Annotated in this window: 19 protein-coding genes and 1 riboswitch; of the genes, 10 read left to right on the forward strand and 9 right to left on the reverse strand. The window is 43.0% G+C overall.

The genetic code is table 11. The features are described from left to right. Positions 1-76 precede the first annotated feature (76 nt). On the reverse strand, positions 77-1,012 hold the full coding sequence (locus HMPREF2685_RS09540; protein WP_049474144.1) for a dihydroorotate oxidase: 936 nt from the start codon (positions 1,010-1,012) through the stop codon (positions 77-79). Positions 1,013-1,311: 299 nt separating this feature from the next. Between HMPREF2685_RS09540 and gdhA the strand changes: the two genes are divergently transcribed. Together gdhA and HMPREF2685_RS09550 are read left to right on the forward strand one after the other, a co-directional pair. Next, positions 1,312-2,658: an NADP-specific glutamate dehydrogenase gene (gene gdhA, locus HMPREF2685_RS09545; protein ID WP_003004977.1), complete on the forward strand. Its 1,347-nt coding sequence runs from the start codon at positions 1,312-1,314 to the stop codon at positions 2,656-2,658. A gap of 279 nt (positions 2,659-2,937) precedes the next feature. After that, positions 2,938-3,255, forward strand: a complete 318-nt coding sequence (locus HMPREF2685_RS09550; RefSeq protein WP_021153868.1) for a hypothetical protein — start codon at positions 2,938-2,940, stop codon at positions 3,253-3,255. Positions 3,256-3,395: 140 nt separating this feature from the next. On the opposite strand, the gene HMPREF2685_RS09555 is transcribed toward HMPREF2685_RS09550, so the two are convergent. After that, entirely contained in the window at positions 3,396-4,244 is an 849-nt protein-coding gene (locus HMPREF2685_RS09555; protein WP_003008782.1) for a mechanosensitive ion channel family protein, read from the reverse strand. A 137-nt stretch (positions 4,245-4,381) separates the two neighbouring features. Here HMPREF2685_RS09555 and sstT point away from each other — a divergent pair, with 137 nt between their 5' ends. Further along, positions 4,382-5,599: a serine/threonine transporter SstT gene (sstT, locus tag HMPREF2685_RS09560; protein ID WP_070466579.1), complete on the forward strand. Its 1,218-nt coding sequence runs from the start codon at positions 4,382-4,384 to the stop codon at positions 5,597-5,599. Between the two features lie 53 nt (positions 5,600-5,652). Here sstT and HMPREF2685_RS09565 read toward each other — a convergent pair whose 3' ends face one another. The 5 genes from HMPREF2685_RS09565 to HMPREF2685_RS09585 all read right to left on the reverse strand — a co-directional run bounded on the left by HMPREF2685_RS09565 (position 5,653) and on the right by HMPREF2685_RS09585 (position 12,158). After that, positions 5,653-6,984, reverse strand: coding sequence for an alanine/glycine:cation symporter family protein (locus tag HMPREF2685_RS09565; protein WP_070466581.1), 1,332 nt, complete (start codon positions 6,982-6,984; stop codon positions 5,653-5,655). 102 nt (positions 6,985-7,086) lie between these two features. Beyond that, a riboswitch (glycine riboswitch) is annotated at positions 7,087-7,181 on the reverse strand. A gap of 129 nt (positions 7,182-7,310) precedes the next feature. Next, a complete protein-coding gene (locus HMPREF2685_RS09570) occupies positions 7,311-8,729 on the reverse strand; it encodes a C69 family dipeptidase (RefSeq protein WP_049523313.1) in 1,419 nt (472 codons plus the stop codon). Between the two features lie 160 nt (positions 8,730-8,889). Next, on the reverse strand, positions 8,890-11,229 hold the full coding sequence (locus HMPREF2685_RS09575) for an endonuclease MutS2 (protein ID WP_070466583.1): 2,340 nt from the start codon (positions 11,227-11,229) through the stop codon (positions 8,890-8,892). 73 nt (positions 11,230-11,302) lie between these two features. After that, complete coding sequence (locus HMPREF2685_RS09580; RefSeq protein ID WP_049506576.1) at positions 11,303-11,857, reverse strand: CvpA family protein; 555 nt, start codon at positions 11,855-11,857, stop codon at positions 11,303-11,305. A 10-nt stretch (positions 11,858-11,867) separates the two neighbouring features. After that, the gene (locus HMPREF2685_RS09585) at positions 11,868-12,158 is read right to left on the reverse strand and encodes a hypothetical protein (protein ID WP_049471900.1); all 291 of its coding nucleotides are present in this window, start codon (positions 12,156-12,158) and stop codon (positions 11,868-11,870) included. Positions 12,159-12,294: 136 nt separating this feature from the next. Between HMPREF2685_RS09585 and rnhC the strand changes: the two genes are divergently transcribed. The 3 genes from rnhC to HMPREF2685_RS09600 all read left to right on the forward strand — a co-directional run bounded on the left by rnhC (position 12,295) and on the right by HMPREF2685_RS09600 (position 16,345). Then, a complete protein-coding gene (gene rnhC, locus HMPREF2685_RS09590) occupies positions 12,295-13,191 on the forward strand; it encodes a ribonuclease HIII (protein ID WP_070466585.1) in 897 nt (298 codons plus the stop codon). Positions 13,192-13,194: 3 nt separating this feature from the next. Further along, positions 13,195-13,845: a signal peptidase I gene (lepB, locus tag HMPREF2685_RS09595; protein WP_070449379.1), complete on the forward strand. Its 651-nt coding sequence runs from the start codon at positions 13,195-13,197 to the stop codon at positions 13,843-13,845. A gap of 67 nt (positions 13,846-13,912) precedes the next feature. After that, positions 13,913-16,345: an SF1B family DNA helicase RecD2 gene (locus HMPREF2685_RS09600; protein WP_070466588.1), complete on the forward strand. Its 2,433-nt coding sequence runs from the start codon at positions 13,913-13,915 to the stop codon at positions 16,343-16,345. A gap of 8 nt (positions 16,346-16,353) precedes the next feature. On the opposite strand, the gene dinB is transcribed toward HMPREF2685_RS09600, so the two are convergent. Then, complete coding sequence (gene dinB, locus HMPREF2685_RS09605) at positions 16,354-17,460, reverse strand: DNA polymerase IV (protein WP_049515794.1); 1,107 nt, start codon at positions 17,458-17,460, stop codon at positions 16,354-16,356. Positions 17,461-17,720: 260 nt separating this feature from the next. On the opposite strand from dinB, the gene pflB reads away from it, so the two are divergent. From pflB to HMPREF2685_RS10755, 4 genes are all read left to right on the forward strand, one after another. Beyond that, positions 17,721-20,036, forward strand: a complete 2,316-nt coding sequence (gene pflB, locus HMPREF2685_RS09610; RefSeq protein ID WP_049484073.1) for a formate C-acetyltransferase — start codon at positions 17,721-17,723, stop codon at positions 20,034-20,036. Positions 20,037-20,455: 419 nt separating this feature from the next. Continuing rightward, positions 20,456-21,214, forward strand: coding sequence for a threonine/serine exporter family protein (locus HMPREF2685_RS09615; RefSeq protein WP_021153883.1), 759 nt, complete (start codon positions 20,456-20,458; stop codon positions 21,212-21,214). 4 nt (positions 21,215-21,218) lie between these two features. Next, entirely contained in the window at positions 21,219-21,686 is a 468-nt protein-coding gene (locus HMPREF2685_RS09620; RefSeq protein ID WP_031575574.1) for a threonine/serine exporter family protein, read from the forward strand. Positions 21,687-22,508: 822 nt separating this feature from the next. Further along, complete coding sequence (locus HMPREF2685_RS10755; RefSeq protein ID WP_185755163.1) at positions 22,509-22,670, forward strand: histidine kinase; 162 nt, start codon at positions 22,509-22,511, stop codon at positions 22,668-22,670. Between the two features lie 190 nt (positions 22,671-22,860). Here HMPREF2685_RS10755 and HMPREF2685_RS10910 read toward each other — a convergent pair whose 3' ends face one another. Continuing rightward, positions 22,861-23,067, reverse strand: coding sequence for a hypothetical protein (locus HMPREF2685_RS10910; protein WP_083279722.1), 207 nt, complete (start codon positions 23,065-23,067; stop codon positions 22,861-22,863). Positions 23,068-24,279: the final 1,212 nt, after the last annotated feature.

Here is a 24,279-nt window from a genome sequence, read left to right on the forward strand (position 1 = left end):
ACGAATTACCGATTTCTGTCCCACTCTCATAAAAAACTTCCCCAAGTTTCCACTTGAGGAAGTTCTTTTCGAAAGATTAGTCAATGTAGTGCAATTTCCCACGGAAGTCTTCCAGGCTTTGGTATCCTTTTTCTTCCATGATGGCTTTGAGCTCCGCAGTGATGCGTTCAAATGCTCCTACTCCTTCTTTATGAAGCGTCGTGCCGATTTGCACCATACTAGCCCCACAAAGGATATGTTCAAAGGCATCGCGACCGGTCAAGACACCTCCTGTCCCCACAATCTGAATTTCTGGATTCAGACGTTGGTAAAAGGCATGGACATTGGCGAGAGCCGTTGGTTTGATGTATTCTCCGCCAATCCCACCAAAGCCGTTCTTAGGACGAATCACCACGGATTCATCCTCAATGTAGAGGCCATTTCCAATCGAGTTGACGCAGTTGACAAACTTGAGCGGGTATTTGTTAAAGATCGCTGCTGCTTGATCAAAATGAACGATATCAAAATAAGGTGGCAACTTGATCCCTAGAGGTTTGGTGAAATAGGCAAAGACCTCGGACAAGATCCGATCTGTCGTATCAAAATCATAGGCAATCTGAGGTTTTCCAGGGACATTGGGACAAGATAGGTTCAACTCTGTCAAGCCTTTAAAGTCACTGTCTTGCACCTTTTTCAAGATGGTATGAGTTTCTTCAGGAGACATGCCGACGAGAGATAAGAAGAAGGTCCGGTCAGGATCCGTTTCTTGCAACTCCAATAAGTAATTCAAATAATAGTCCAACCCTTGGTTAGGCAGCCCCATCGAATTGATCGAACCAAGCGGCACATCTTGGTAGCGTGGCTCTGGATTACCAGCACGGAATTCTAAGGTCGCTGTCTTGGTCACAAAGGTCCCCGCAGCTGAGTTCTTCACTTCTTCTAATTCCTCAGTGGTCATACAGGCTACACCTGCCGCATTCATCAAGCAGTTGTCAAATTCAAAACCAGCAATTTGCGTTTTTGTCGATACCATCTTGTACTCCTTTTTTGAAACACCACCAACAGAATTGTTCGGGATGCTCTCTATTTTCTTCTTTCATTATACCATCACTTGGAAGCTTCCGGGCTATCAAAGCTAAAAATTCTTCCAAACATTCGGACTTTCCTAGTCGCGATAAAATTTTCAGAAAATTCAACTTTTTTCTTTACAAGCCAAAAAAAGTCTGCTATAATGATCCATGTAATAAAACATGACATTGTTTGTCAACTATCTCAAAACCACTCCCCTAGCGGGTTTGCTGGTTTTCGTTTCATTCACAAAGGAGAATTAACATGACAACTGCTAAAGAATATATCCAAAGCACTTTCGAAACTGTAAAGGCTCGTAACGGCCACGAAGCTGAATTCCTTCAAGCTGTTGAAGAGTTCCTCAGCACTTTGGAACCTGTTTTTGAAAAACATCCTGAATACATCGAAGAAAACATCTTGGCTCGTATTACAGAACCTGAACGCGTAATTTCTTTCCGTGTTCCTTGGGTTGACCGTGAAGGAAACATCCAAGTAAACCGTGGTTACCGTGTTCAATTCAACTCTGCTGTAGGTCCTTACAAAGGTGGTCTTCGTTTCCACCCAACTGTTAACCAAGGGATCTTGAAATTCCTCGGTTTCGAACAAATCTTCAAAAACGTCTTGACTGGTCTTCCTATCGGTGGTGGTAAAGGTGGATCTGACTTCGATCCTAAAGGAAAAACAGACGCTGAAGTAATGCGTTTCTGCCAAAGCTTCATGACTGAATTGCAAAAACACATCGGTCCTTCTCTTGATGTTCCAGCTGGTGATATCGGGGTTGGTGGACGTGAAATCGGATACCTTTATGGTCAATACAAACGCCTTCGCCAATTTGATGCTGGTGTCTTGACTGGTAAACCTCTTGGTTTCGGTGGTAGCTTGATCCGTCCAGAAGCAACTGGTTATGGTTTGGTTTACTATACGGAAGAAATGCTCAAAGCCAACGGCGACAGCTTTGCTGGTAAGAAAGTCGTGATCTCAGGTTCTGGTAACGTTGCTCAATACGCTCTTCAAAAAGCAACTGAACTTGGTGCAACTGTTATCTCTGTATCTGACTCAAACGGTTACGTGATCGACGAAAACGGTATTGACTTCGACCTTCTTACAGACGTCAAAGAAAAACGTCGTGCACGTTTGACTGAATACGCTGCTGAAAAACCAACTGCTACTTACTACGAAGGTTCTGTATGGACTTATGCTGGTAACTATGACATCGCTCTTCCATGTGCAACTCAAAACGAAATTGATGGCGATGCTGCAAAACGTTTGGTCGCTCAAGGTGTGAAAGTTGTCTCTGAAGGAGCAAACATGCCAAGTAACATCGATGCCATCAACGTATACAAAGAAAATGGTATCCTTTACGGACCTGCTAAAGCAGCCAATGCTGGTGGAGTTGCTGTATCTGCTCTTGAAATGAGCCAAAACAGCCAACGTCTTTCATGGACACGCGAAGAAGTGGACGGACGTTTGAAAGACATCATGACCAACATCTTCAATACTGCTAAAACAACTGCAGAAACTTACGGACTTGGTAAAGATTACCTTGCAGGTGCCAACATCGCTGCCTTTGAAAATGTTGCAAATGCGATGATTGCACAAGGTCTTGTATAATCAATCGATATTTTTCTTTAAGGCCTTCGGGTCAAAGCCTCTCAACTCCTGAATCCAGTGTGTTTCGGGAGTTTTTTTATATCTAAAAGCCTCTGTCAAGACACCCCGTCCCAAGTGAGGAAAGCCATTTTTTAGATAAGGAACTCGACCGTCTCTAATGGGGAGATTTGACCCTTCTATTTTTCTGTATCTTTTTCTAAAAAAATTTTATTTTTTTTACTTTACCCCCTTGCATTTTTAATAAATTAGTATTAAACTATAGCAAAAGGAGGTGTGCTTATGTTTCTTTTAGCTCAAGAAAAATCAGATACGATCGAATTCATTAAGTCTGAATTGGTCCAATTACTCTCCAATATGCGACAAGAAATCGCAGCTAGCCGTCAATCACAGACCGGCGCAGCTTGCCATCATATTGAATATTGCATGGACAAGATCCAAAGGGCAAAAAGTTCCGTAGCCATTGCCCTCCCGATCGAATCCTTAAATCTTGAAATCACGACGATGCTACGCCAGCAACTCATCGTCTTGCCACCAGAGGCTCGAAAAAATTGGGACCAGATTAAAAAGCTGGATTTCAAATACTGCCACTTAAAATAGACCAAAAAAGAGAGTGGGACAGAAATCGATAATTCGTTAGAATTCGATTTCGTCGTCCCACCTACTCAACCACTGCGTCTTGCTCGACAATCTAAAAATAATTGAGAGGCTAGGACTTTTGTCCCAGCCTCTTTTTTGTATTACATGATCCCGTTCTTTCCTGTCGGTAGGCTAATCCCTGCTTCCATCAAGGCATCATGGTAGAGTTTATAGTAGGTATGATAGACAGTCGTCTGGGTTCCATTTTGCGCAGTCATCGCAATTCGGAAGGAATAACGACCATTTTTTTCGATCTGTGGGCCTAAAATCGTAGGACCTGTCAACACCTCTGGGTGTTTATCTTGTTCAGACTGATTAACCTGAGCAATCACCTGATAGATCTTGTCGAGATCGGTATTTGCATCTAGCGGAATATCGATCAGCACGCGCATATCACCACGTGAGAGATTGCTGACGACGGTGATGTTGCGATTCGGGACAAAATGGAGAGTTCCATCAAAGTCCCGCACCTGGGTCGTGCGAATCCCGACACTGCTGACGATGCCGGCAATATTAATAGACCCATTCGTGAGACGAACATTGTCTCCCACGTCCAACTGGCGTTCTAAAAGGATGAAGAAACCATTGACCAAATCGGAAAGAAAACCCTGGGCTCCCATCCCAATCGCCACCCCAGCAATCCCAGCACCAGCCAAGAGACTAGAGACCGGAAGACCTAGAATCGACAAAATCCAGTAGATCAAGATGAAATACAAACAATAGTTTAAAAGGCTCTCAACCAAACGGAGAATCGTATTTTTACGGGCTTCATCCTGCACCGTATACTTAAAGGATGGGGTTAATATCCGCTTAACCAGGCTATGGATGACCTTTTTAGCAATAAAAAATAAAAGAAAGACAAAAATCAGAGAGATACATTTTGATATCAGATCATCAAAAATCTTCGTCCAGTCTATTTTACTGAAATAACGTTGGAAAGCTTGACTCATTTATTCGGGCCTTTCTATCAAAGAATAGTATGATTATATCAAATATTCGGAAATAAGGCTATTTTTTGAAAATTTCATTGCTTTTCCCCCCTAACTATCGTATAATATTCCTTAATTATTTTTTAAGGAGGTCCTACATGATTCATCGATTGATTACCACTTGGAATAAAACCAACCTTATGAAAAGGATCGCAATCGGGATTGTACTTGGTGTTATCCTAGCCCTTATCTTCCCGAAAGCATCTGGCATTGGACTCTTAGGTCAGTTCTTTGTTGGAGGGCTCCGTGCGATCGCACCCCTTCTGGTCTTTGCGCTTGTCGCAAACGCTCTCTCCCAACACCAAAAAGGGACAGAGACCAATATGAAAAAGGTCATCGTCCTCTATCTCCTAGGAACCTTTGCAGCTGCCTTCGTCGCTGTTTTGATCAATTACATCTTCCCAATCACCATTACCCTGACTGGAAAGGCCGCTGAAGGATCCTCTCCAAACGGGATTGGCGAAGTGATTAGTAACCTCTTGCTCAAGATCGTCGACAACCCGGTCAACGCCTTGCAGCAAGCTAACTACATTGGAATCCTTTCTTGGGCAACTGTCTTTGGGATCGCCATGAGAGAAGCGAGCGAACATAGTAAAGACCTCCTACAAACCCTAGCAGACATCACTTCAAAAATTGTTGAGTGGATTATCAACCTAGCTCCATTTGGGATCTTAGGCTTGGTCTTCACGACCATCGCTGGCCAAGGACTCAGTGCCCTTAGCAACTACGGGATTCTCTTACTTGTTTTGGTTGGTACCATGGCTTTTGTAGCCCTGGTCATCAATCCATTGATCGTCTTTTTCATGATTCGCAAGAACCCTTATCCCCTTGTTTTTAAATGCCTCCGTGTCAGTGGAGTAACAGCCTTCTTCACGCGAAGCTCTGCAGCCAACATCCCTGTCAACATGCGTCTCTGTGAAGAATTGGGGCTGAATCCAGACACCTATTCTGTCTCCATTCCACTTGGTTCAACTGTAAACATGGCAGGCGCTGCGGTGACGATCAATATTTTGACGCTCGCTGCTGCCAATACCTTGCACATTCAGGTTGACTTTGGAACGGCGCTCATCCTGAGTGTCGTAGCGGCTATCTCTGCTTGTGGAGCATCTGGAGTTGCGGGAGGATCTCTCCTTCTCATCCCTGTTGCTTGTAGCCTCTTTGGTATCACCAATGATTTGGCCATGCAAGTCGTCAGCGTCGGCTTTATCATCGGGGTCATCCAAGACTCTTGCGAAACAGCCCTCAACTCTTCGACAGATGTGCTCTTCACCGCCATCGCCGAAATGAGTAGCTGGCCAAAAGAAAAACGCTATTAAATGAGCCTATCTCAAATAGACAAGAAAACCCAGATCTCGCGATCTGGGTTTTCTTATTTCTTAAAGTATTGTTTGCTTTCTTTGATGATGACAGGGGAGAGAGCTAAAAGGGCAATTAGGTTAGGCAAAGCCATCAGCCCATTCACAATATCCGCGATCACCCAGACCAAATCCAGCTTAAGGAAGCCTCCCAGTCCAACCATAAAAACAAAGAAGGTCCGATAGAGGTTGATATGTTTAACACCAAATAAGAATTCAAAACACCGCTCTCCGTAATAAGACCATCCAAGTATGGTCGTGGTCGCAAAAAGCACCAAGCATAGCGTCAGAATGATGCCTCCGACTGGACCAAAGACGCCTGTAAACGTATCCTGAGTCAGGGTACTAGTGCTGCCCTTAGCCATCCACTCACCTGAAACCAAGAGCGAAAGTCCTGTCAAACTACAAATAATAATGGTATCAATAAAGGTTCCTGTCATGGAGATCAAGCCCTGCTCGACAGGCTCATTGGTCTTCGCTGCGGCTGCTGCAATGGGTGCTGATCCAAGCCCCGATTCATTGGAGAAAACTCCACGCGCCACCCCTTTTTGGATAGCCATTTTAACCGTCGCTCCTGCGAAACCTCCCATGGCTGCAGTCCCTGTGAAAGCACCTGAAAATACCGATTTCAAGGCTGGAAGCAATTGGTCCAGATGCAAGAAAATGATCGTGACAGTCGCAAAGATATAGGCAGCAGCCATAAAAGGAACCACTTTTTCAGAGACTTTGGAAATCCAGTGAATTCCACCAAAGATGATGGTCGAAACCACTAGAGCAATCACTACACTAGCCACTTCTGGAGTTGTTCCAAAACTAGCTTGAAGGGATCCCGTAATGGAATTAACCTGGGTCATGGTTCCGATCCCAAAGAGGGCTACCAGCACTCCTGCAACCGCAAAGAAAATAGCCAGTGGTCGCCACTTCTCTCCCATCCCGTGAAGAATGTAGTACATCGGACCACCTGAGATATGACCGTTGTCATCCTTGGTCCGATAACGAATGGCTAAGAGCCCTTCTGCATACTTGGTCGCCATTCCAAAGAAGGCTGCCATCCACATCCAAAAGAGGGCACCTGGGCCACCTGTCTGAATCGCTGTAGCTACCCCTACAATATTCCCCGTCCCTACAGTAGCTGCTAGGGCTGTCGCAAGGGCTCCGAAACTCGAGATATCCCCGTGTCCCTCATCTTCTGTAAAGATCAAGCGAAAAGCTTTTGGAAGGTAGCGTATCTGAAGCAAACCCAAGCGAAGGGTCAGGTAGATCCCTGTTCCTACCAAGAGCACCAATAACGGGGCGCCCCACACTAAATTATCGACCTGCTGAAAAAACTGCAATACATGATCCATTTTCTGTCTCCTTTTTCATCGACCGCTCGACAGAAAAGAGAAAAAGAAAGAGCACATGTCAAACATGTACTCTGGTCCTGCTTAAAATAGGGGACTTCCCCTATCTTTCGCTCTGTCCTTTTACCTGAGAGTTTGAGTAGATGCATCCTCTACCTTGCCCCTTCGGTGCCATTTCTGGTCTCTCCAGAGTTCCGTCCATTCACAGTCACTCACGCTCCTGCAAACTTCATTCGGTCGTATGTAATTTTCTCTATTTTAATCGATTTTCAAAAGTTTGTCAATCATTTCTGAAAATATCTTGTAAACCACCTGAAAATTTACGCTTTTTAATCACTCAAGGAGAAGTGATTGGTCATGAGGTTGCTAGCATCGAGCAAAATCTTGTCCAAGAGTTGATCTGTCGCTTCCTGGATTTGATCACTCATAGCTTGGTTTTCCGCCTCAAAATCAACGGTTTCACCTGCTGCAAGTGCACGATCGACTTTATTGATGCGCGCATGTCCCCAGGCCATTGTCGTTTCTTGGTAATCGTCCAAATCACCAACATGGTGAGCATAGTGAGGATCTGCTAGTCCTGCAATAATCCGGTTGGCCCAGTAGAAGGAATCCGTTGTTACCTTAGCCGTCGTATTGGCAAAGTAGTCTGGCGTTGTGTCCACTTGGGTAAAGAAAGGAACGGCTGTATTGTAAGGCATGGAGCCATAAGAAATCCATTGGATGCCTGTCGTTTCTTGTGGTTTATTGGGACGCAATTGCAGAATCGCTGTCTGGCTGGTCCGGTTGATCCCGATCGTCCGGAAGGTCCGCTGACTCACGTGATCGCCTTCAGGACCATAAGGATCGTAGATGGTATCTTGGTAGTGGTTGCTCAAGATATATTTGACATCTTCAATCGTCACCTTGCGATAAGGTTTTTGGCACCAAGGAATCTCGAAGCTCCGTGGATCCTGCTCAATTTCAGGATTGAGGAAACGCTGGATGGCCCAAGCCCGCGGTGTATTGTAGTGACGGTCCTTGTCTTTTTGGCTACCAAAGGCATAGCGTGGATTAAAACCTTTCCCTTCTTGATCCAGAATCAAATGGTGCTCTGTGACAAAACGTTCAAGATCCGGGTCACAAAGAAACTCATCTGGATTACCAAATTCAAAATAATCACTTCCCAGTTGGTTGGGGTTGGTCACATAGGCATCATCAGGGACACGGCGCGCCATCCAGTGGTGACCTCCGACGGTCTCCAACCACCAGATTTCATTCACATCTGAAATGGCGATCCCGTTGGATTCATAAGTTCCGTACTCTTCCAAAATCTTTCCGAGACGCAAGACCCCTTCGCGGGCTGTCTTGACATAAGGCAAGACCAAAGTCAGCATGTCTTCCTCACCGATGCCACTCTCTACAAGAGGATCTGCCCCTAGCACACGGCTATTGGTCGTAATGGTCTCTGTCTCACTCATGGCTACATTATAGACATTGATCCCAGCTTCTCCCCAGATCCCGTCTTTAGGAATGGCATCTGGAACCGCTGTATAGCGAACTGGATTATCTGGTAAGTCGATTTCAAAAGTTGATAATACCGACTTGTAATGACGCGGTTGATCTTCTGGTTTGACCACGATCAACTTCTTGGGCGTAAAAACGCCATTTTGAGAATCCTCTGTTCGTGCTACAATGGTCGAACCATCATAGCTAGCATTTTTTCCGACTAGAATCGTTGTACACGAATCTGCACTTTCACGTTTACGCATGCGTATCCTCCCAAATCATTCATTGCCTCTATTATAGCACTTTTAAAAAGGAGGACCTACTGAAAATCAGATTTAAAAGCGAATCCTTTTCAACAACTTTCAAATATTTTCATTTTATAAAAATTTAAAAAACCTAGCTGATAAACAGCCAGGGTTTAACTTATCCTTTAAACGTAACAATGGTTGCGCCACTTCCACCTGCATTTTGGGGGGCATATTCAAAACTTTTGACGTGTTTGTTGCGGCGGAGATACTTGGTCACCCCTTCACGGATGACACCCGTCCCGATCCCGTGGATGATATCGACTTGGGCCATGTTGTTGAGCAGGGCCTGATCGATAAAGCCATCTAGCTCTTGCATGGCCTCTTCATAGCGTTTCCCACGGAGGTCTAGACGCGCTCTCGGCCCACTCGTGTTCGAGCGTTTGACGACATTCACTTGGCGTTTCTTAGGTTGAGTCGCTTCTTTTTCAGCCTTGATGAGGTTGAATTCTTTTTCTTTCAAGGTCATCTTGATCAAGCCGACTTGCGCCTCCCAGCGACCATCTTTGAGTTGCTTGACCAGGGTTCCGCGTTGGCCATAGCTGATAACCAAGATTTCATCTCCCACCTTAGGAGCACGCGCCTTTTTGGCTTTTTTCAAGACCTTGTTTTTAGAAAGGTCGACGGTTTCAGGCGCTAGTTTTTTCAACTGAGCCTTGGCTTCAATGATCTCATGTGGTTTTAACTGGGATTTAGCATGAAGCCCTTGAAGGATACGGTCACTCTCTGAGAGGGCCATGTCCACAATTTCCTTGGCTTCTTCTCTCGCCTTATTGAGCTCTGTTTCTCTCTCTCTGGTCAGTTCGTTATAGAGTTTTCGAAGAGCACGATTGAATTTGAGATTTTCTTGTTCGACCTCTTGAATGATATCCAAGCGCTTGCGACTTTCTAAGGTCTGCGCCTCCAATTTTTCAATAATCTGATTGACATCATTATCCGTATTGGTCATCTTCATGGCATCCTGGATAATGGTCTCAGACAAGCCCAAACGGCGGGCAATTTCAAAGGCATTGGAGCGACCAGGAACTCCTTGCATGAAGCGATAGGTTGGACGCAGACTCGCTGTGTCAAACTCCATGCTGGCATTTTGCACTCCTGCAGTCTCAATCCCGTAGGCCTTGAGCTCTGGATAGTGGGTTGTTGCCATGGTCTTAATTCCACGTAAGCGCAAATCTTCTAGGATGGCAATAGCAAGGCCAGCCCCCTCTTGAGGATCGGTTCCAGCCCCCAACTCATCCAGAAGGATCAAGGAGGCGGTATCCACTTGATTCAAGATAGATACGATATTGGTCATATGACTGGAGAAGGTCGACAAGCTCTGCTCGATCGATTGTTCATCTCCAATATCTGCAAAGACCTGTGAGAAGATTCCCACACGACTACCTGGATCCGCTAGGATGGGAAGACCAGACTGGGCCATAATTTGCGCTAGTCCCAGCGTTTTTAGCATGATGGTTTTCCCCCCTGTATTGGGACCGGTAATCACGATTTCTGTCAAGTCCTCGGTAAAATGCAGGTCATTCGCGACGGCATTTTCAATCAAGGGATGACGTAGTTGCAAGAGCTGAATGGAACGATTGTTACTAACCTCTGGTACCACTGCCTTATAATCGCGCATAAACCGATACTTGGCCTTGATCAAGTCTAAGTGACCGATAATCCAAGCGTTATTTGCAATCTCTGCTGCATGAGGGCGCAGGGTGTCAGACAATTCCTCCAGAATCTGAATGATTTCATACCGTTCATCGGCCCGATGGTTGGCAATTTCTTCATTAAGATTGACGACTGCCCGAGGCTCGATATAAACGGTATTCCCGCTTGCTGAGATATCGTGGACCACCCCTGCAATTCGGTTACGATAGGTGTTTTTTACGGGTAGAACATTGCGGCCATTCCGACTAGCAATCACAGCATCCGCCAGCATATCGGCCTTGCTTTTCAGCAGTTCTTGTAGAATCTCTCTGACCTGGTGTTCATTTTCCTGGATTCGGCGACGAATTTTGGCCAATTTTTCACTGGCAAAAGACTCGACAAAGCCTCCTTCGTTGATAGCTTGAAGCCCACCTTGTAGGCGTGGTAAATCCACCAAGTTGTCAAAGAGGCGATTGAGCCTTTCCAGACGGACATTTTCCAAGTTGTCGTAGAAATCCTTGAGCTCATGTGTCACCCGAAGGACAGCTTTTAGCGCTAGTAATTCATCGATATTGAGGGCTGCCTCCATCTCCAAACGCTTGGCCACTGAACGGACATCTTGAATGGTCGATACTGCAAAGCGAGGCTCTTCCAAGAGGATCTGCTCCATATCTTCTAGCTCCATAAAGGCCGTTTCGATGCTTTCTTTTTTATCAGTTGGAGTAAGGGCTGCTAGCTCCATCTCCCCTTGTTCTGTCTGTAGATAAGGTTCAAAGAGTTGCTTGACCTTGTCAAACTCCAGAATATCTAAGATTTTTTTATTCATGTTTCTCCTACAAAAAAAGTGAGCGTCCTTCCTTGAATCGGACTTGTCTCACTCCTTTCTTCATTTTTGCTCCTTAAGCTCCGATAATCGCAGTCACCCACAAGTTGTGGAACAGGCTGGAACTGATCGGGGTATGAAGGATGATAAAGCGGATCAATCCACTTGCATTTAGTCTATTTTGGATGGAAGCCATGGGAACTGTTGAGAGAATAGTCAAGCCCATCTGGATCACCAAGAGGGTTATCACGACGGCGATCACACCCGCTCCAATTTGATACTTGCGATCCTCCAATTTTTCTGGCTGGGGAACCAAGTGCATAAAGATTCCAATCACGCGGCCGATCAAATAAACCAGCACAAAAATCAACACATAAGCTAACCCTGCATAAAAGATGTCATCTAATTGAAACAGGTAGCGGTTGGCATAAAAATAATTCACCGATTGCTGAGTGGGACTCGAAAAAGGAACCCATAGAGACAAAACCTTAGCCAGTCCCTTGTAGCTACCACCTGCAATCAAGAGGGCCACCAAGGTCACTAGAAAGTAATAGGACTGGAGGATGATGCCTCTTGCATAGCCAATATAAAAGCTCCATGCCAAAATCAATAAGATTAAGAAAGTTAACATGTATCTCCTCTTATTTAGATGATTTATCCTTTAAGTCGTCTAAAGCTTTGCGACGAAAATCATCTAGTTCTGTTTCCTTGTCGTCAAACTCAATCTCTCGATTCAGTTGCATGGACAAACTATTTACTGCCAATAAGATCGCGATGGTTTCATCGTCAGCCTCTGGCATTTGTTCCTTAATTGCTTGGTATTTTTCTTTCGCAACACGTTCGACTTCTTCCATAAACAAATTATCATGGTTGGTTGTTAAAGTGAGCGCTTTGTTTCCAAATGTAAATTTATATCTATTTAAGCTCGCCATAAAAATCACCTCACGGTATTATACCAAAAAAGGCTAGCTTTGTCAGTAGCAAAGCCCCTCTTCACAGGGATTTTCCAGTGGATTCTTTCTTTCTTTTTGCTCCCTCTCTCCCTGAATTTGTGGTACAATAGTGGTTATGGAAAGTATGACACTCACTCCAACACAGGAGCAAATCCTTGATTTTGTCCATACCTATCGCAGTTCTCTCACTCAAAGCAAGAACCCTCATATGGATTATTTCTTTCGACTAGAGGGAGCGACCGTTTCGATCTACAAGTCTGGAAAGGTCCTGCTCCAGGGCAATGACCTCACTCCTTACCTGAACTTTTTCGGGCAAGATGCTGGGAACCTTAAGCGTTCTACTTCATCTGCACGACAAGATCTAGCCATGATCGGAACCGATGAGGTCGGAAACGGCTCTTATTTTGGTGGACTCACCGTTGTCGCATCCTTTGTCACACCTGACCAGCACGACTGGCTCAAAAAGCTCGGTGTGGGGGATTCAAAAACCTTGGATGATCGAAAAATTCAGCAATTGGCTCCTCTCCTTGAGGAAAACATCCAGCACCAAGCACTCTTATTGTCTCCAAAGAAGTACAATGAAGTCATTGCTTCTGGCTACAATGCTGTTTCGGTCAAAGTGGCCCTGCACAACCAGGCCATCTATCTTCTATTAAACAAAGGAGTCCAAGCAGAGCGAATTGTGATCGATGCCTTTACAACGGCTAAAAACTACCAAAAATATGTGAAAGCTGAAAAAAATCAGGTCTCCCAAGCCATTGATTTGGAAGAAAAAGCAGAAGGTAAGTATTTAGCTGTTGCGGTTAGTTCCATCATCGCCCGCAATCTCTTCCTTCAAAATCTGGAAGATCTGGGCAAGGAACTGGGCTTTAATCTCCCTAGTGGAGCAGGGGCGAAGTCAGACCAAGTCGCTGCTAAATTGCTCCAGACCTACGGGATGAAAGCTTTGGATTATTGTGCCAAACTCCATTTTAAAAACACAGAAAAAGCAAAGAAATTACTAGAAAGATAAGTTATGTCAAAAAGAAGTTCAAAACATACATCTAGCTCACCAGTGGTGAGATTCCTTAAAGAATGGGGCCTCTTCAGCATCATCGTTGGTCTCATCATCGCCTCTCGCATTTACCTCTGGGCTCCGGTCAAGGTGGATGGCCATTCGATGGATCCAACCTTGGCTGATAGCGAGTACCTCCTTGTGGTCAACCACCTCTCAATTGATCGTTTCGACATTGTCGTTGCCAATGAGAAAGATGACGACGGCAAAACCAAGGACATCGTCAAGCGGGTCATCGGTCTTCCTGGAGATACCATTCAGTACGACAACGATACCCTTTACATCAATGGGAAAAAGACCAATGAGCCTTATTTGAAGGACTACATCGCTCGTTTCAAAAAAGATAAATTGCAATCGACCTACACTGGAAAAGGGTTCGAAGAAAACGGAGAACTCTTCCGCCAATTGGCCAATACAGCCCAAGCTTTTACAGTAGACAAGGATGGCAATCCTAAATTTACCTTGAAGTTGCTCGACGATGAATACCTCCTACTTGGAGATGACCGGATCGTTTCAAAAGATAGCCGTCAGGTCGGAGCTTTCAAGAAAGAACAAATCAAAGGGCAAGCCGTCTTTAGACTATGGCCGATCTACCCTTTCAAAACTTATTAGTATAGATCAACAGACTGAGGCTGAGACAAGTATGTCCCAGCCTTGCTTTATAAAAAGGAAAGAAATGATGGAATATTATTTTTCTGGTACTATTGAGCGTATTATTTTTGAAAATCCTAGCAGTTTTTTCCGAATCCTCTTGCTTGACATTAGCGATACCGATGCCGAAGACTTTGATGATTTCGAGATTATTGTGACGGGAACCATGGCAGATATCATGGAAGGCGAAGACTACACCTTCTGGGGGGAGCTGGTCCATCATCCTAAATACGGAGAACAGCTCAAAATCAGTCGCTATGAACGTGCCAAACCCTCTAGCAAGGGCTTGGTGAAATATTTTTCCAGCGATCACTTCAAAGGAATTGGTCTCAAAACAGCCCAAAAAATCGTGGACCTCTATGGGGACGATACCATTGACAAAATTTTGGAGGCCCCTGAAAAATTAGAAGAAATCACAGGCCTCTCCAAGAAAAACCGCCTGGCTTTTGTGGAAAAACTCCGTCAGAATTACGGAACGGAGCGCATTCTCGCCCAACTAGCCAACTACGGCATTCCCAATAAATTGGCCTTTCAGATCCAGGATTTCTACAAGGAAGAAACCCTCCAGATCGTGGAGCAACAGCCCTACCGATTGGTGGAAGATATCCAAGGCATGGGCTTTAAAATCGCGGACCAACTAGCCGAAGAATTGGGGATTGCAAGTGACGCCCCTGAGCGTTTCCGCGCGGGCCTGATCCACAGCCTTTTTAGCTACTCTATCGAGACTGGAAATACCTTTATCGAAGCCAAGGACCTCCTGCGCTATACCATTGACCTTCTAGAATCCGCTCGTCCAGTAGAATTGGATCCTTCCACTGTCGCCCAAGAATTAGGACGCCTCATCGAGGAAGACAAGGTCCAAAACGTGGACACCAAGATCTTTGACAACAGCCTCTTCTTTGCGGAGGAAGGGATTCGCAGTCATATCGGTCGATTATTGGAAAAAGGAAAGTCGACTTCATTTGACCCTGAGAAAATCAACCAGGCGATTGAGGCGGTTGAAAAAGATCTGGGAATTCGCTACGATGCGATTCAAAAAGAAGCGATTCACCAAGCGATCCAAAACAAGGTCTTTATCCTCACAGGGGGTCCTGGGACAGGAAAGACTACCGTTATCAATGGGATGATCAGTGTCTATGCCCAACTCCACCAGCTGGATCTTCGGAAGAAACAAGACCTGCCGATCCTCTTGGCTGCCCCAACAGGACGGGCAGCTCGACGCATGAATGAGCTGACAGGACTTCCGAGCGCCACCATCCACCGCCATTTGGGGATGACAGGAGATGATGACACCAGCCACTTGGATGACTATTTAGACGCTGATTTTATTATTGTGGACGAGTTTTCTATGGTCGACACCTGGCTGGCCAATCAATTACTCAGCAATATCGCAACCGATACCAAACTCTTGATTGTGGGAGATGCAGACCAATTGCCTTCTGTCAGTCCTGGTCAGGTCTTAGCTGATCTCTTGCAGATCCCAAGCATCCCTCAGACCAAACTGGAGCATATTTTCCGTCAGAGTGAGAACTCGACCATTGTCTCACTAGCAGGAGACATTCGCCAGGGCAGGCTTCCTCAAGATTTCACAGAACGAAAAGCTGACCGCTCTTATTTCGAAGCAGGAAGCGAACACATCCCTAAGATGATCGAACAAATCACTTCTGCTGCCCTTCGAAGTCAAATCCCTGCACGAGATATCCAGGTCTTGGCACCCATGTACAAGGGCCAGGCCGGCATTGACAATATCAATACGCTCATGCAAGACCTTCTCAATCCAGCTGTTAAAGACCAGGTGGTCTTTGACACGCCAGACTGCCAATACCGCGATGGAGACAAGGTCATCCATCTGGTCAATGATGCAGAAAGCAATGTCTTTAATGGAGATATCGGCTACATTACCGATCTTCTCCCCGGAAAATATACAGAATCGAAGCAAGATGAATTGACTATCCAATTTGATGGCAATGAAATCGTCTACCCGCGCAATGAATGGTACAAGATTCGCTTAGCCTATGCGATGAGTATTCACAAATCGCAAGGAAGCGAATTTCCTGTGGTGATTTTACCCATTACGAATCAAAGCCACCGGATGTTGCAGCGTAATTTGATCTATACCGCCATCACGCGCTCCAAGAGCAAACTCATCCTCTTAGGAGAATACAGCGCCTTTGATTTCGCTACTAAAAATACAGGTACAGCGCGCAAGACCTACTTGGTGGAACGCTTCAAGGACCTGGATGGAGGCGCAGGCACCAAAGCCTCTTCTTCAGCCGTTGCAACGGCTTCTGCTACAGTCGAATCTGCACCAAGCAAGGAAGAAACTGTTGAAACAAAAGCAGAGACGTCTAAGCCTACTGTCTATCGACTAACAGAAGACAATCTCCACGCCATCTCGCCTATGATTGGACTAACAGAAGAAGAGATTGCAGCCTTCTTTGACATCAAAAAAGACGACTAGTGAATAGACTAGTTGTCTTTTTCTTCTTCTACCAGAGGCAGTTCAGTATGATCAACAAAGTTGGTCATGGTGACACCCAAGAGGCGGATTCCTGTATTTATCGATTCGATTTCTTGAAAAATGTGACGTGCTGAACGATTGATGCGCTCAGCATCTCGCGTTGGCTCCGTCAAGGTGATGCGCTTAGTCAAGGTGGTAAAGTCTCCATAGCGCACTTTTAAGACCAAGGTCTTTCCTTGCTTACCATGTTTTTCCAGCGATTGGGCCACCTTACTGGACAGATTGGCAATTTCTTCTAAAATATCATCTTCTGCATAAAGGAGCTTGCGGTAGGTCCGCTCTTTTCCGATCGACTTGCGGATGCGATGACTTTTGACAGGGCTATTATGAATCCCTCGCGCCTTGCGGAAGAGATCATAGCCAAATCGCCCAAACCGATCAATCAAAGTCATCTCCGGGATGGCTAAAAGATCCGCGCCAGTATAGACACCCATCTCATGTAGTCTCTCTACTGTCTTCTTTCCTACTCCATGAAATTTGGCAATGTCCATTTGGCTCAGGAAATCCTCAGCGTCCTCCGGTAAGACCACCGTTAGGCCACGGGGTTTTTGGTAGTCACTTGCCATCTTGGCCAAAAACTTATTATAAGAAACACCCGCTGAAGCTGTGAGATGCAGCTCTTCCCAGATAGCATGCTGAATCAAGCGGGCGATTTTGACAGCTGATTTGCTCTGGATTTTATTTTCCGTCACATCTAGATAGGCTTCATCAATACTCATGGGCTCAATCAGATCTGTATAACGCTTGAAAATCTCACGGACCTGCTCACCTACTTCTCGGTATTTCTCATAATTTCCAGAGATAAAAATCGCTTGAGGACAAAGGTCCAACGCTTCTTTAGAGCTCATAGCTGAATGAATGCCATATTTCCTTGCTTCATAGTTACAAGTCGAGACAACACCTCTCCCTCCTGACTGACGAGGGTCCTGGCCAATCACGACAGGCTTGCCCTTCAAACTAGGGTTGTCTCTTTCTTCGACGGCAGCAAAAAATGCATCCATATCAATATGAATAATCTTGCGACTGGTATCATTCACTAATGGAAATATCAGCATTTTTCGCCCTCCTTTATTTCTATTATAGGAAGAAAATTTCAGAATTGCAAAAATCGACTCTCCAGAAAACATGAAAATTGATGAAAAACTGTGCTTGTTTTCAAAAATATAGTACAGTATCGCAGAGGATTTGAAACTGTATTACAAAAGAATCTGTTGTTTTTCGCAATTCGCCTTTGTGTAACCGATTTCTGTATGGTATACTACTATTGTAAGTGCAACAGATATAGTTGCTAGAAAGACAATAGAGGAAAATAAAAATGGTTGTTAAAACAGTCGTTGAAGCACAAGATATTTTTGACAAAGCCTGGGAAGGCTTCAAAGGTGAAGATTGGAAAGAAAAAGCAAGCGTTTCTCGCTTCGTTCAAGCTAACTACACACCTTATGATGGAGATGAAAGCTTCCTAGCTGGTCCAACTGAACGTTCTCTTCACATCAAGAAGATTGTTGAAGAAACAAAAGCTCATTACGAAGAAACTCGTTTCCCATACGATAACCGTCCAACATCTATCGCTGATATCGCAGCTGGATATATCGACAAAGAAAACGAATTGATCTTCGGTATCCAAAATGATGAATTGTTCAAATTGAACTTCATGCCTCGTGGTGGTATCCGTATGGCGGAAACTACTTTGAAAGAAAATGGATACGAACCAGATCCAGCAGTTCATGAAATCTTCACAAAATACGTTACAACTGTAAACGACGGTATCTTCCGTGCTTACACTTCTAACATCCGTCGCGCTCGTCACGCTCACACTGTAACTGGTCTTCCAGATGCATACTCTCGTGGACGTATCATCGGTGTTTATGCACGTCTTGCTCTTTACGGTGCTGACTACTTGATGGCTGAAAAAGCAAACGACTGGAACTCTATTACTGAAATCGATGAAGAATCAATCCGTCTTCGTGAAGAAGTAAACCTTCAATACCAAGCACTTCAAGAAGTTGTTAAATTGGGTGACCTTTATGGTGTAGACGTACGTCGTCCTGCCTTCGATACAAAAGAAGCAATCCAATGGACAAACATCGCCTTCATGGCTGTCTGCCGTGTGATCAACGGTGCTGCTACTTCTCTTGGACGTGTGCCAATCGTTTTGGATATCTACGCTGAACGTGACTTGGCTCGTGGTACTTACACTGAATCAGAAATCCAAGAATTCGTTGACGATTTCGTTATGAAATTGCGTACAGTTAAATTTGCTCGTACAAAAGCTTACGACCAATTGTACTCAGGTGACCCAACCTTCATCACAACTTCTATGGCTGGTATGGGTAACGACGGACGTCACCGTGTTACGAAGATGGACTACCGTTTCTTGAACACTTTGGACAACATCGGTAACTCGCCAGAACCAAACTTGACAGTTCTTTGGACTGACAAATTGCCATACAGCTTCCGTCGCTACTGTATGCACATGAGCCACAAACACTCTTCTATCCAATACGAAGGTGTAACAACAATGGCTAAAGACGGATACGGTGAAATGAGCTGTATCTCATGTTGTGTATCTCCACTTGACCCAGAAAACGAAGAACAACGCCACAACATCCAGTACTTCGGTGCTCGTGTAAACGTGCTTAAAGCTCTTCTTACTGGTTTGAACGGTGGTTATGACGACGTTCATAAAGACTACAAAGTATTTGATATCGATCCTATCCGTGACGAAGTTCTTGAATTCGAATCTGTTAAAGCAAACTTCGAAAAATCACTTGACTGGTTGACTGACACTTACGTAGATGCTTTGAACATCATCCACTACATGACTGATAAGTACAACTACGAAGCAGTTCAAATGGCCTTCTTGCCAACTCACCAACGCGCTAACATGGGATTCGGTATCTGTGGATTCGCCAACACTGTTGATACATTGTCAGCAATCAAATACGCTACTGTTAAACCAATCCGTGACGAAGATGGTTACATCTACGATTACGAAACAATCGGTGAATACCCACGTTGGGGTGAAGATGACCCACGTTCTAACGAATTGGCAGAATGGTTGATCGAAGCTTACACTACTCGTCTTCGCAGCCACAAACTTTACAAGAACGCAGAAGCTACAGTTTCACTTTTGACTATCACTTCTAACGTTGCTTACTCTAAACAAACTGGTAACTCACCAGTCCACAAAGGGGTATACCTCAACGAAGATGGTTCTGTGAACTTGTCTAAATTGGAATTCTTCTCACCAGGTGCTAACCCATCTAACAAAGCTAAAGGTGGATGGTTGCAAAACTTGAACTCACTTGCTAGCCTTGACTTTGGTTATGCAGCTGATGGTATCTCACTCACTACTCAAGTTTCACCACGTGCTCTTGGTAAAACTCGTGACGAACAAGTTGATAACTTGGTAACCATCCTTGATGGATACTTCGAAAACGGTGGACAACACGTTAACTTGAACGTTATGGACTTGAACGATGTTTACGAAAAGATCATGTCAGGTGAAGACGTAATCGTACGTATCTCTGGATACTGTGTAAACACTAAATACCTCACTCCAGAACAAAAAACTGAATTGACACAACGTGTCTTCCACGAAGTTCTTTCAATGGATGATGCCTTGAACTAAGATTCAAATAGATCTTAAAAAACCAGTCGGAAACGGCTGGTTTTTTTCATCCCCATCGCAAGAGTATTCTGAATTTTGAAAGAGTTTAAGAGCTTACTATATAGGGTTTGACAGCGCTTTCTCCAAGTGTTATAGTAGAGCTGTAAATAAGATAGAAGGGGTGATCCTATGTTTTTAACATTTATTTTCGCTATTATTTGGCTCTTTATCCTGATTGCACTGATCTTTTTAGCAACCCTTCTCGTCCAGGATAGCACCGTGCAGCACCACCACCCGAGTTAACGAATCTTAGGGCTAGACAATAGCTATTCTAAATGAATTCATAAGGACAAGAAACAAACTAGAATTGTCAGATTTTAGTTCTGTCTCTCGTCCTTTTTTGCTATAATAGAAACAGATTATTTAGTAAGAAGGAAATTATGGAAGAGTCAAAACAGATCAACCAAGTGATCGACGTCCTGATGTTAGCTGGAACCCTCCTGATAGAGAGTGGTTCTGAGATTCACCGGGTCGAAGATACCATGATCCGGATCGCCCATTCACAGGGAATCGTCGATTGCAATGTTTTAGCGATGCCAGTCGCTATTTTCTTTTCAATTGAGAATGCCAATGTCACACGCATGAAACGGATCTTGCGGACCAATTACAATATCGAAAAGGTCTGTGATGTCAATCAGATCTCTCGTCAACTCGTCTCTGGAGAGATCGATCTCGAGCAAGCCTACCAGGCCCTGAGCGAGTTGAAAATGAAGCGCGTTCCTTATACTAATCTCCAGTTGACCATTGCGGCAACCCTCAGTGCCCCTTTCTTCTCCATCATGTTTGGAGGAAATTTCTATGATGCGATTGGAGCAGGTATTGCGACTGTCTTTGCCTTTGCTTTTTCTCTTGTCGTTGAGAAATACGTTCGCATTCCTTTTGTCACTGCCTTTGCGGCCGCCTTTGTCTTTGGTTTTTTGGCCCATATCTGGACGCGCTATAGTGGTTTTCCTTCCAATACCGATCTCATTATCGCAGGCTGTGTCATGCCCTTCGTTCCTGGAATCGCTATGACCAATGCCGTCCGAGATCTGATGAATTACCACCTCAACTCTGGGATGAGCAAACTCTTTGAGACTCTCCTCATTACTCTTGCACTTGGTGCCGGTACAACGGTCGCCCTCGTCCTTATGAAATAAAATAATGAACCTAACTGAATTTTTAATCCAAGCGGTGGCCAGTTTGATTGCCATCATCACCTTTTTAATTGTCCTAAATGTGCAGCGCTCCATGTTGATTCCTGGAGGGATCCTCGGTATGGGCATCTGGCTACTCTACTATATCCTGAAAGGGCCTACCAATGTCATCGTTGCGACCTTTATCGCAGCCATTGTCGGCTCCTGTATCAGTCAGATTTTAAGTATCATTCTCAAGACGCCTGTCGTGGTCTTTATGTTGTCCATTCTCGCGCCCTTGGTTCCTGGATATATTTCCTATCGAACTACTTCCTTTTTTGTCAGTGGCCAATATCGTCAGGCAGTGACCAGCGTGACCCTGGTGGTTATTCTGGCCTTGGTGATCTCCATCGGGATGGCTAGTGGATCTGTCGTTTTGAAACTCTACCATTCTTATCAACGCTATCAAAAAAGAAAAATGACCAATGCTAACTAGCATTTGTCATGTTGGTAACAAAGTCTTCTTAAAACTTTCCTTAGGTGAGCACGGACGTCAGCGAACTTCGTAGAAGTTCCATGACTTAGTTTTGGACCTAAGGTTCCAAAACTCCCGAGTGCTAGAAACAATAGTGTTTCTAGCACTTTTCTCACGGCGGAAAGTTTTTGTATTTTCTTGATTCATTTTAACAATTGGAACTCATTTTTATTTTTTGAAGAAAACTAAAAGTTTATGTACAATTGACTAAACTAAAGCTAAACCATTGATACAACTGAATTAGAAGCATAAAGTACATTCTTTAAAAAGTGTACTTTATTTTTGTTTTGTAAATTATTCTGAAACTACTTTCACATATTAAAAATTGAATCTAAATTGCTGTAGGCCTATAATAAAGATAGGAATAATAAGAATTCTTCCTAGAAAGGAGTATACTGTATCATATGTGACAGTATTATAAATGAATCATGAAAAAAATAATTACTATAGTACAGTGCATTTTGTTCCTCGTGTCTCCTTACATAGCTAGAGAACTATGCTTGATGAGTAAAAATCTGGTGGATAATATGTTCCTCACATTCTTTATCATGCTAACAATTTCTTTTTGGCTTGGTATTTGGAAGTTGGGAGATCTTGTGGGAAATCCAAAATAGAAAGTAAAAAGTTGTGCTAGAGATGAGATTTTTATTTATTTTAATTATTAATACACCTTATTTCTTTTATTTAAAATGGAAGTATAAGCCTAAACAAAAAAATAAGTCCTTTTGCTATCTTTATAAGTTTTACATGATTTACTTGTGGTTTATCTTCATAATTTCCATAATGGCTATCGGTATTTTATCCCTTGGAATAGTAGCTGGTATGGGAAGAAAACTTCCGTTTGGTTTCTTTGTTTTATCTTTTTTATTTGTAGTTCTATTTAGTTTCTATATTTTTAGTATTCTAAAAGAGATAAAGGAATTAAAGCAAATAAAAGGTAAGTAAATAGATAGACGTAATCTAATTTGAATTGTCTTTATCTGGACTATACATCAAAATAAACAAGAATAGGGAAAAGTCTTTAGGATCAAAAAACGCATAATATTAGGTTTTGAAGAACCTTGATACTATGCGTTTTATTGTGGGGAGATTTACTTTATTTTCTCCTGAAATTGAGTTTTTGCTCATCCTCGTTTTACTTCCGGCGAGAGATAATAAATTTATCAATGAATAGTAAGTGATATAATGCAAGTACAAATCCCCAGAAACTACCACGAAGAGAGAATTCTTGATGATTAAGAGGAAGCAAATCACGGTTTCCTATATAGATGCATGTCAAAATCACAAATAGAATCCAAAATAAATCAGTCCATTTATATTTTGAAAAATATTTACTTAACATAATAACACCTTCTTTCTTTACTACAATAACATTATATGATAAAATGTAAGCGAATACAAATAAAAAGAAGGATTGACCTTATGAATGAAAAAAATCGTACATATTTTATTTGTGCAAGTATTATTATTTCATCTATAATTTTAGGACTCTTTATTTATAACGGAATTTATAACGGATTTGACGTTTTGGGTCAATTTATACACGATGGCCTCAGGATAATTAGTAGTAATATTAGTAATACTAGTAGTATTAGATAGTTAATAGTAATAGAATTTAAATAAAAAACGGTAATTTAGTGAATGCTGATTGCCGTTTTTTCTATATGTTTAAGGCGGTAACAATATGCTTAATGCGAAAATTTTTTATATATTTTTATTTTTTACCATTGTTGAAACTATAGGCTTGTTGTTTTTGAAAAGAGGTTTAGAAATGGGTTATTTAGATACAGGAGCTATCATCCTTACAGTTTTTTCATTTGCTTTTTACAATCTCTGTTCATTCGTTTGGGTCTGCATTACAATCAAAAATAAAAAGGGTGCCAAGAGTTTTCGAAAAAATACTTTCTTTTAGGAAAGTATTTTTCCGAAAAATTGGTCTTTTCCCGAAAGTTGTTGAATGAACTAAAAAACAGCCTAAACCGTTGGGGCTGTAAGGAATTTTAGTGATAGATTGTCCGCCCTCTAAACTTAAATCAGCTCAGAATGACTATCTTAGCATGATTTTTTAACATTTTATGCAAAAAAATAACTATTCGGTATCAAAATTTCGAGAATTTTACCGAATAGTTAAAAAAAGAGCAGAATAGAATTTTTTTATCGTATCTAATTTATAGAGTTTGTTGGGATTGTTGCTGAGTTTTTTGTTTATCATTCGAACTTTATTATTATATCATAAAAATGATTAGAAAAACAGACTTGAATTATTTTGAAATTGGTATATGATGAAGGTATAAAAACTATTAAAATAGCCTGATAGAAAGGGGAATAAAAGAATTAATCAGGCTATATAAAATTGGTGATTGGTATTTAATGTTGTAAAACAAGAAAGGAAAAGGTAAAATATGCAATTACATAAAAAATTTTTTATAGTGGCGTTGGTTTTATCCATTTGTATCTCACTTTATTTTCTTATCAATCCGTCTAATATCTTCACCTTTCCGATTCGTGTGCATGAATTTGATGACACATTTAAATATTACATGTTTGTGAAGAT

The sequence above is a fragment of the Streptococcus sp. HMSC074F05 genome (assembly GCF_001808725.1).
In the GTDB taxonomy this organism is placed as follows: Bacteria; Bacillota; Bacilli; order Lactobacillales; family Streptococcaceae; genus Streptococcus; species Streptococcus parasanguinis_I.

Coding starts and splice junctions, on each gene's coding strand:
- lepB (WP_070449379.1), top strand. CDS start 13,195: ATGTCAAAAAGAAGTTCAAAACATACATCTAGCTCACCAGTGGTGAGA.
- HMPREF2685_RS09585 (WP_049471900.1), bottom strand. CDS start 12,158: ATGGCGAGCTTAAATAGATATAAATTTACATTTGGAAACAAAGCGCTC.
- HMPREF2685_RS09580 (WP_049506576.1), bottom strand. CDS start 11,857: ATGTTAACTTTCTTAATCTTATTGATTTTGGCATGGAGCTTTTATATT.
- HMPREF2685_RS09565 (WP_070466581.1), bottom strand. CDS start 6,984: ATGGATCATGTATTGCAGTTTTTTCAGCAGGTCGATAATTTAGTGTGG.
- HMPREF2685_RS09550 (WP_021153868.1), top strand. CDS start 2,938: ATGTTTCTTTTAGCTCAAGAAAAATCAGATACGATCGAATTCATTAAG.
- HMPREF2685_RS09575 (WP_070466583.1), bottom strand. CDS start 11,229: ATGAATAAAAAAATCTTAGATATTCTGGAGTTTGACAAGGTCAAGCAA.
- sstT (WP_070466579.1), top strand. CDS start 4,382: ATGATTCATCGATTGATTACCACTTGGAATAAAACCAACCTTATGAAA.
- HMPREF2685_RS09570 (WP_049523313.1), bottom strand. CDS start 8,729: ATGCGTAAACGTGAAAGTGCAGATTCGTGTACAACGATTCTAGTCGGA.
- pflB (WP_049484073.1), top strand. CDS start 17,721: ATGGTTGTTAAAACAGTCGTTGAAGCACAAGATATTTTTGACAAAGCC.
- HMPREF2685_RS10910 (WP_083279722.1), bottom strand. CDS start 23,067: ATGTTAAGTAAATATTTTTCAAAATATAAATGGACTGATTTATTTTGG.
- HMPREF2685_RS09615 (WP_021153883.1), top strand. CDS start 20,456: ATGGAAGAGTCAAAACAGATCAACCAAGTGATCGACGTCCTGATGTTA.
- HMPREF2685_RS09600 (WP_070466588.1), top strand. CDS start 13,913: ATGGAATATTATTTTTCTGGTACTATTGAGCGTATTATTTTTGAAAAT.
- gdhA (WP_003004977.1), top strand. CDS start 1,312: ATGACAACTGCTAAAGAATATATCCAAAGCACTTTCGAAACTGTAAAG.
- rnhC (WP_070466585.1), top strand. CDS start 12,295: ATGGAAAGTATGACACTCACTCCAACACAGGAGCAAATCCTTGATTTT.
- HMPREF2685_RS10755 (WP_185755163.1), top strand. CDS start 22,509: ATGGCTATCGGTATTTTATCCCTTGGAATAGTAGCTGGTATGGGAAGA.
- HMPREF2685_RS09620 (WP_031575574.1), top strand. CDS start 21,219: ATGAACCTAACTGAATTTTTAATCCAAGCGGTGGCCAGTTTGATTGCC.
- dinB (WP_049515794.1), bottom strand. CDS start 17,460: ATGCTGATATTTCCATTAGTGAATGATACCAGTCGCAAGATTATTCAT.
- HMPREF2685_RS09555 (WP_003008782.1), bottom strand. CDS start 4,244: ATGAGTCAAGCTTTCCAACGTTATTTCAGTAAAATAGACTGGACGAAG.
- HMPREF2685_RS09540 (WP_049474144.1), bottom strand. CDS start 1,012: ATGGTATCGACAAAAACGCAAATTGCTGGTTTTGAATTTGACAACTGC.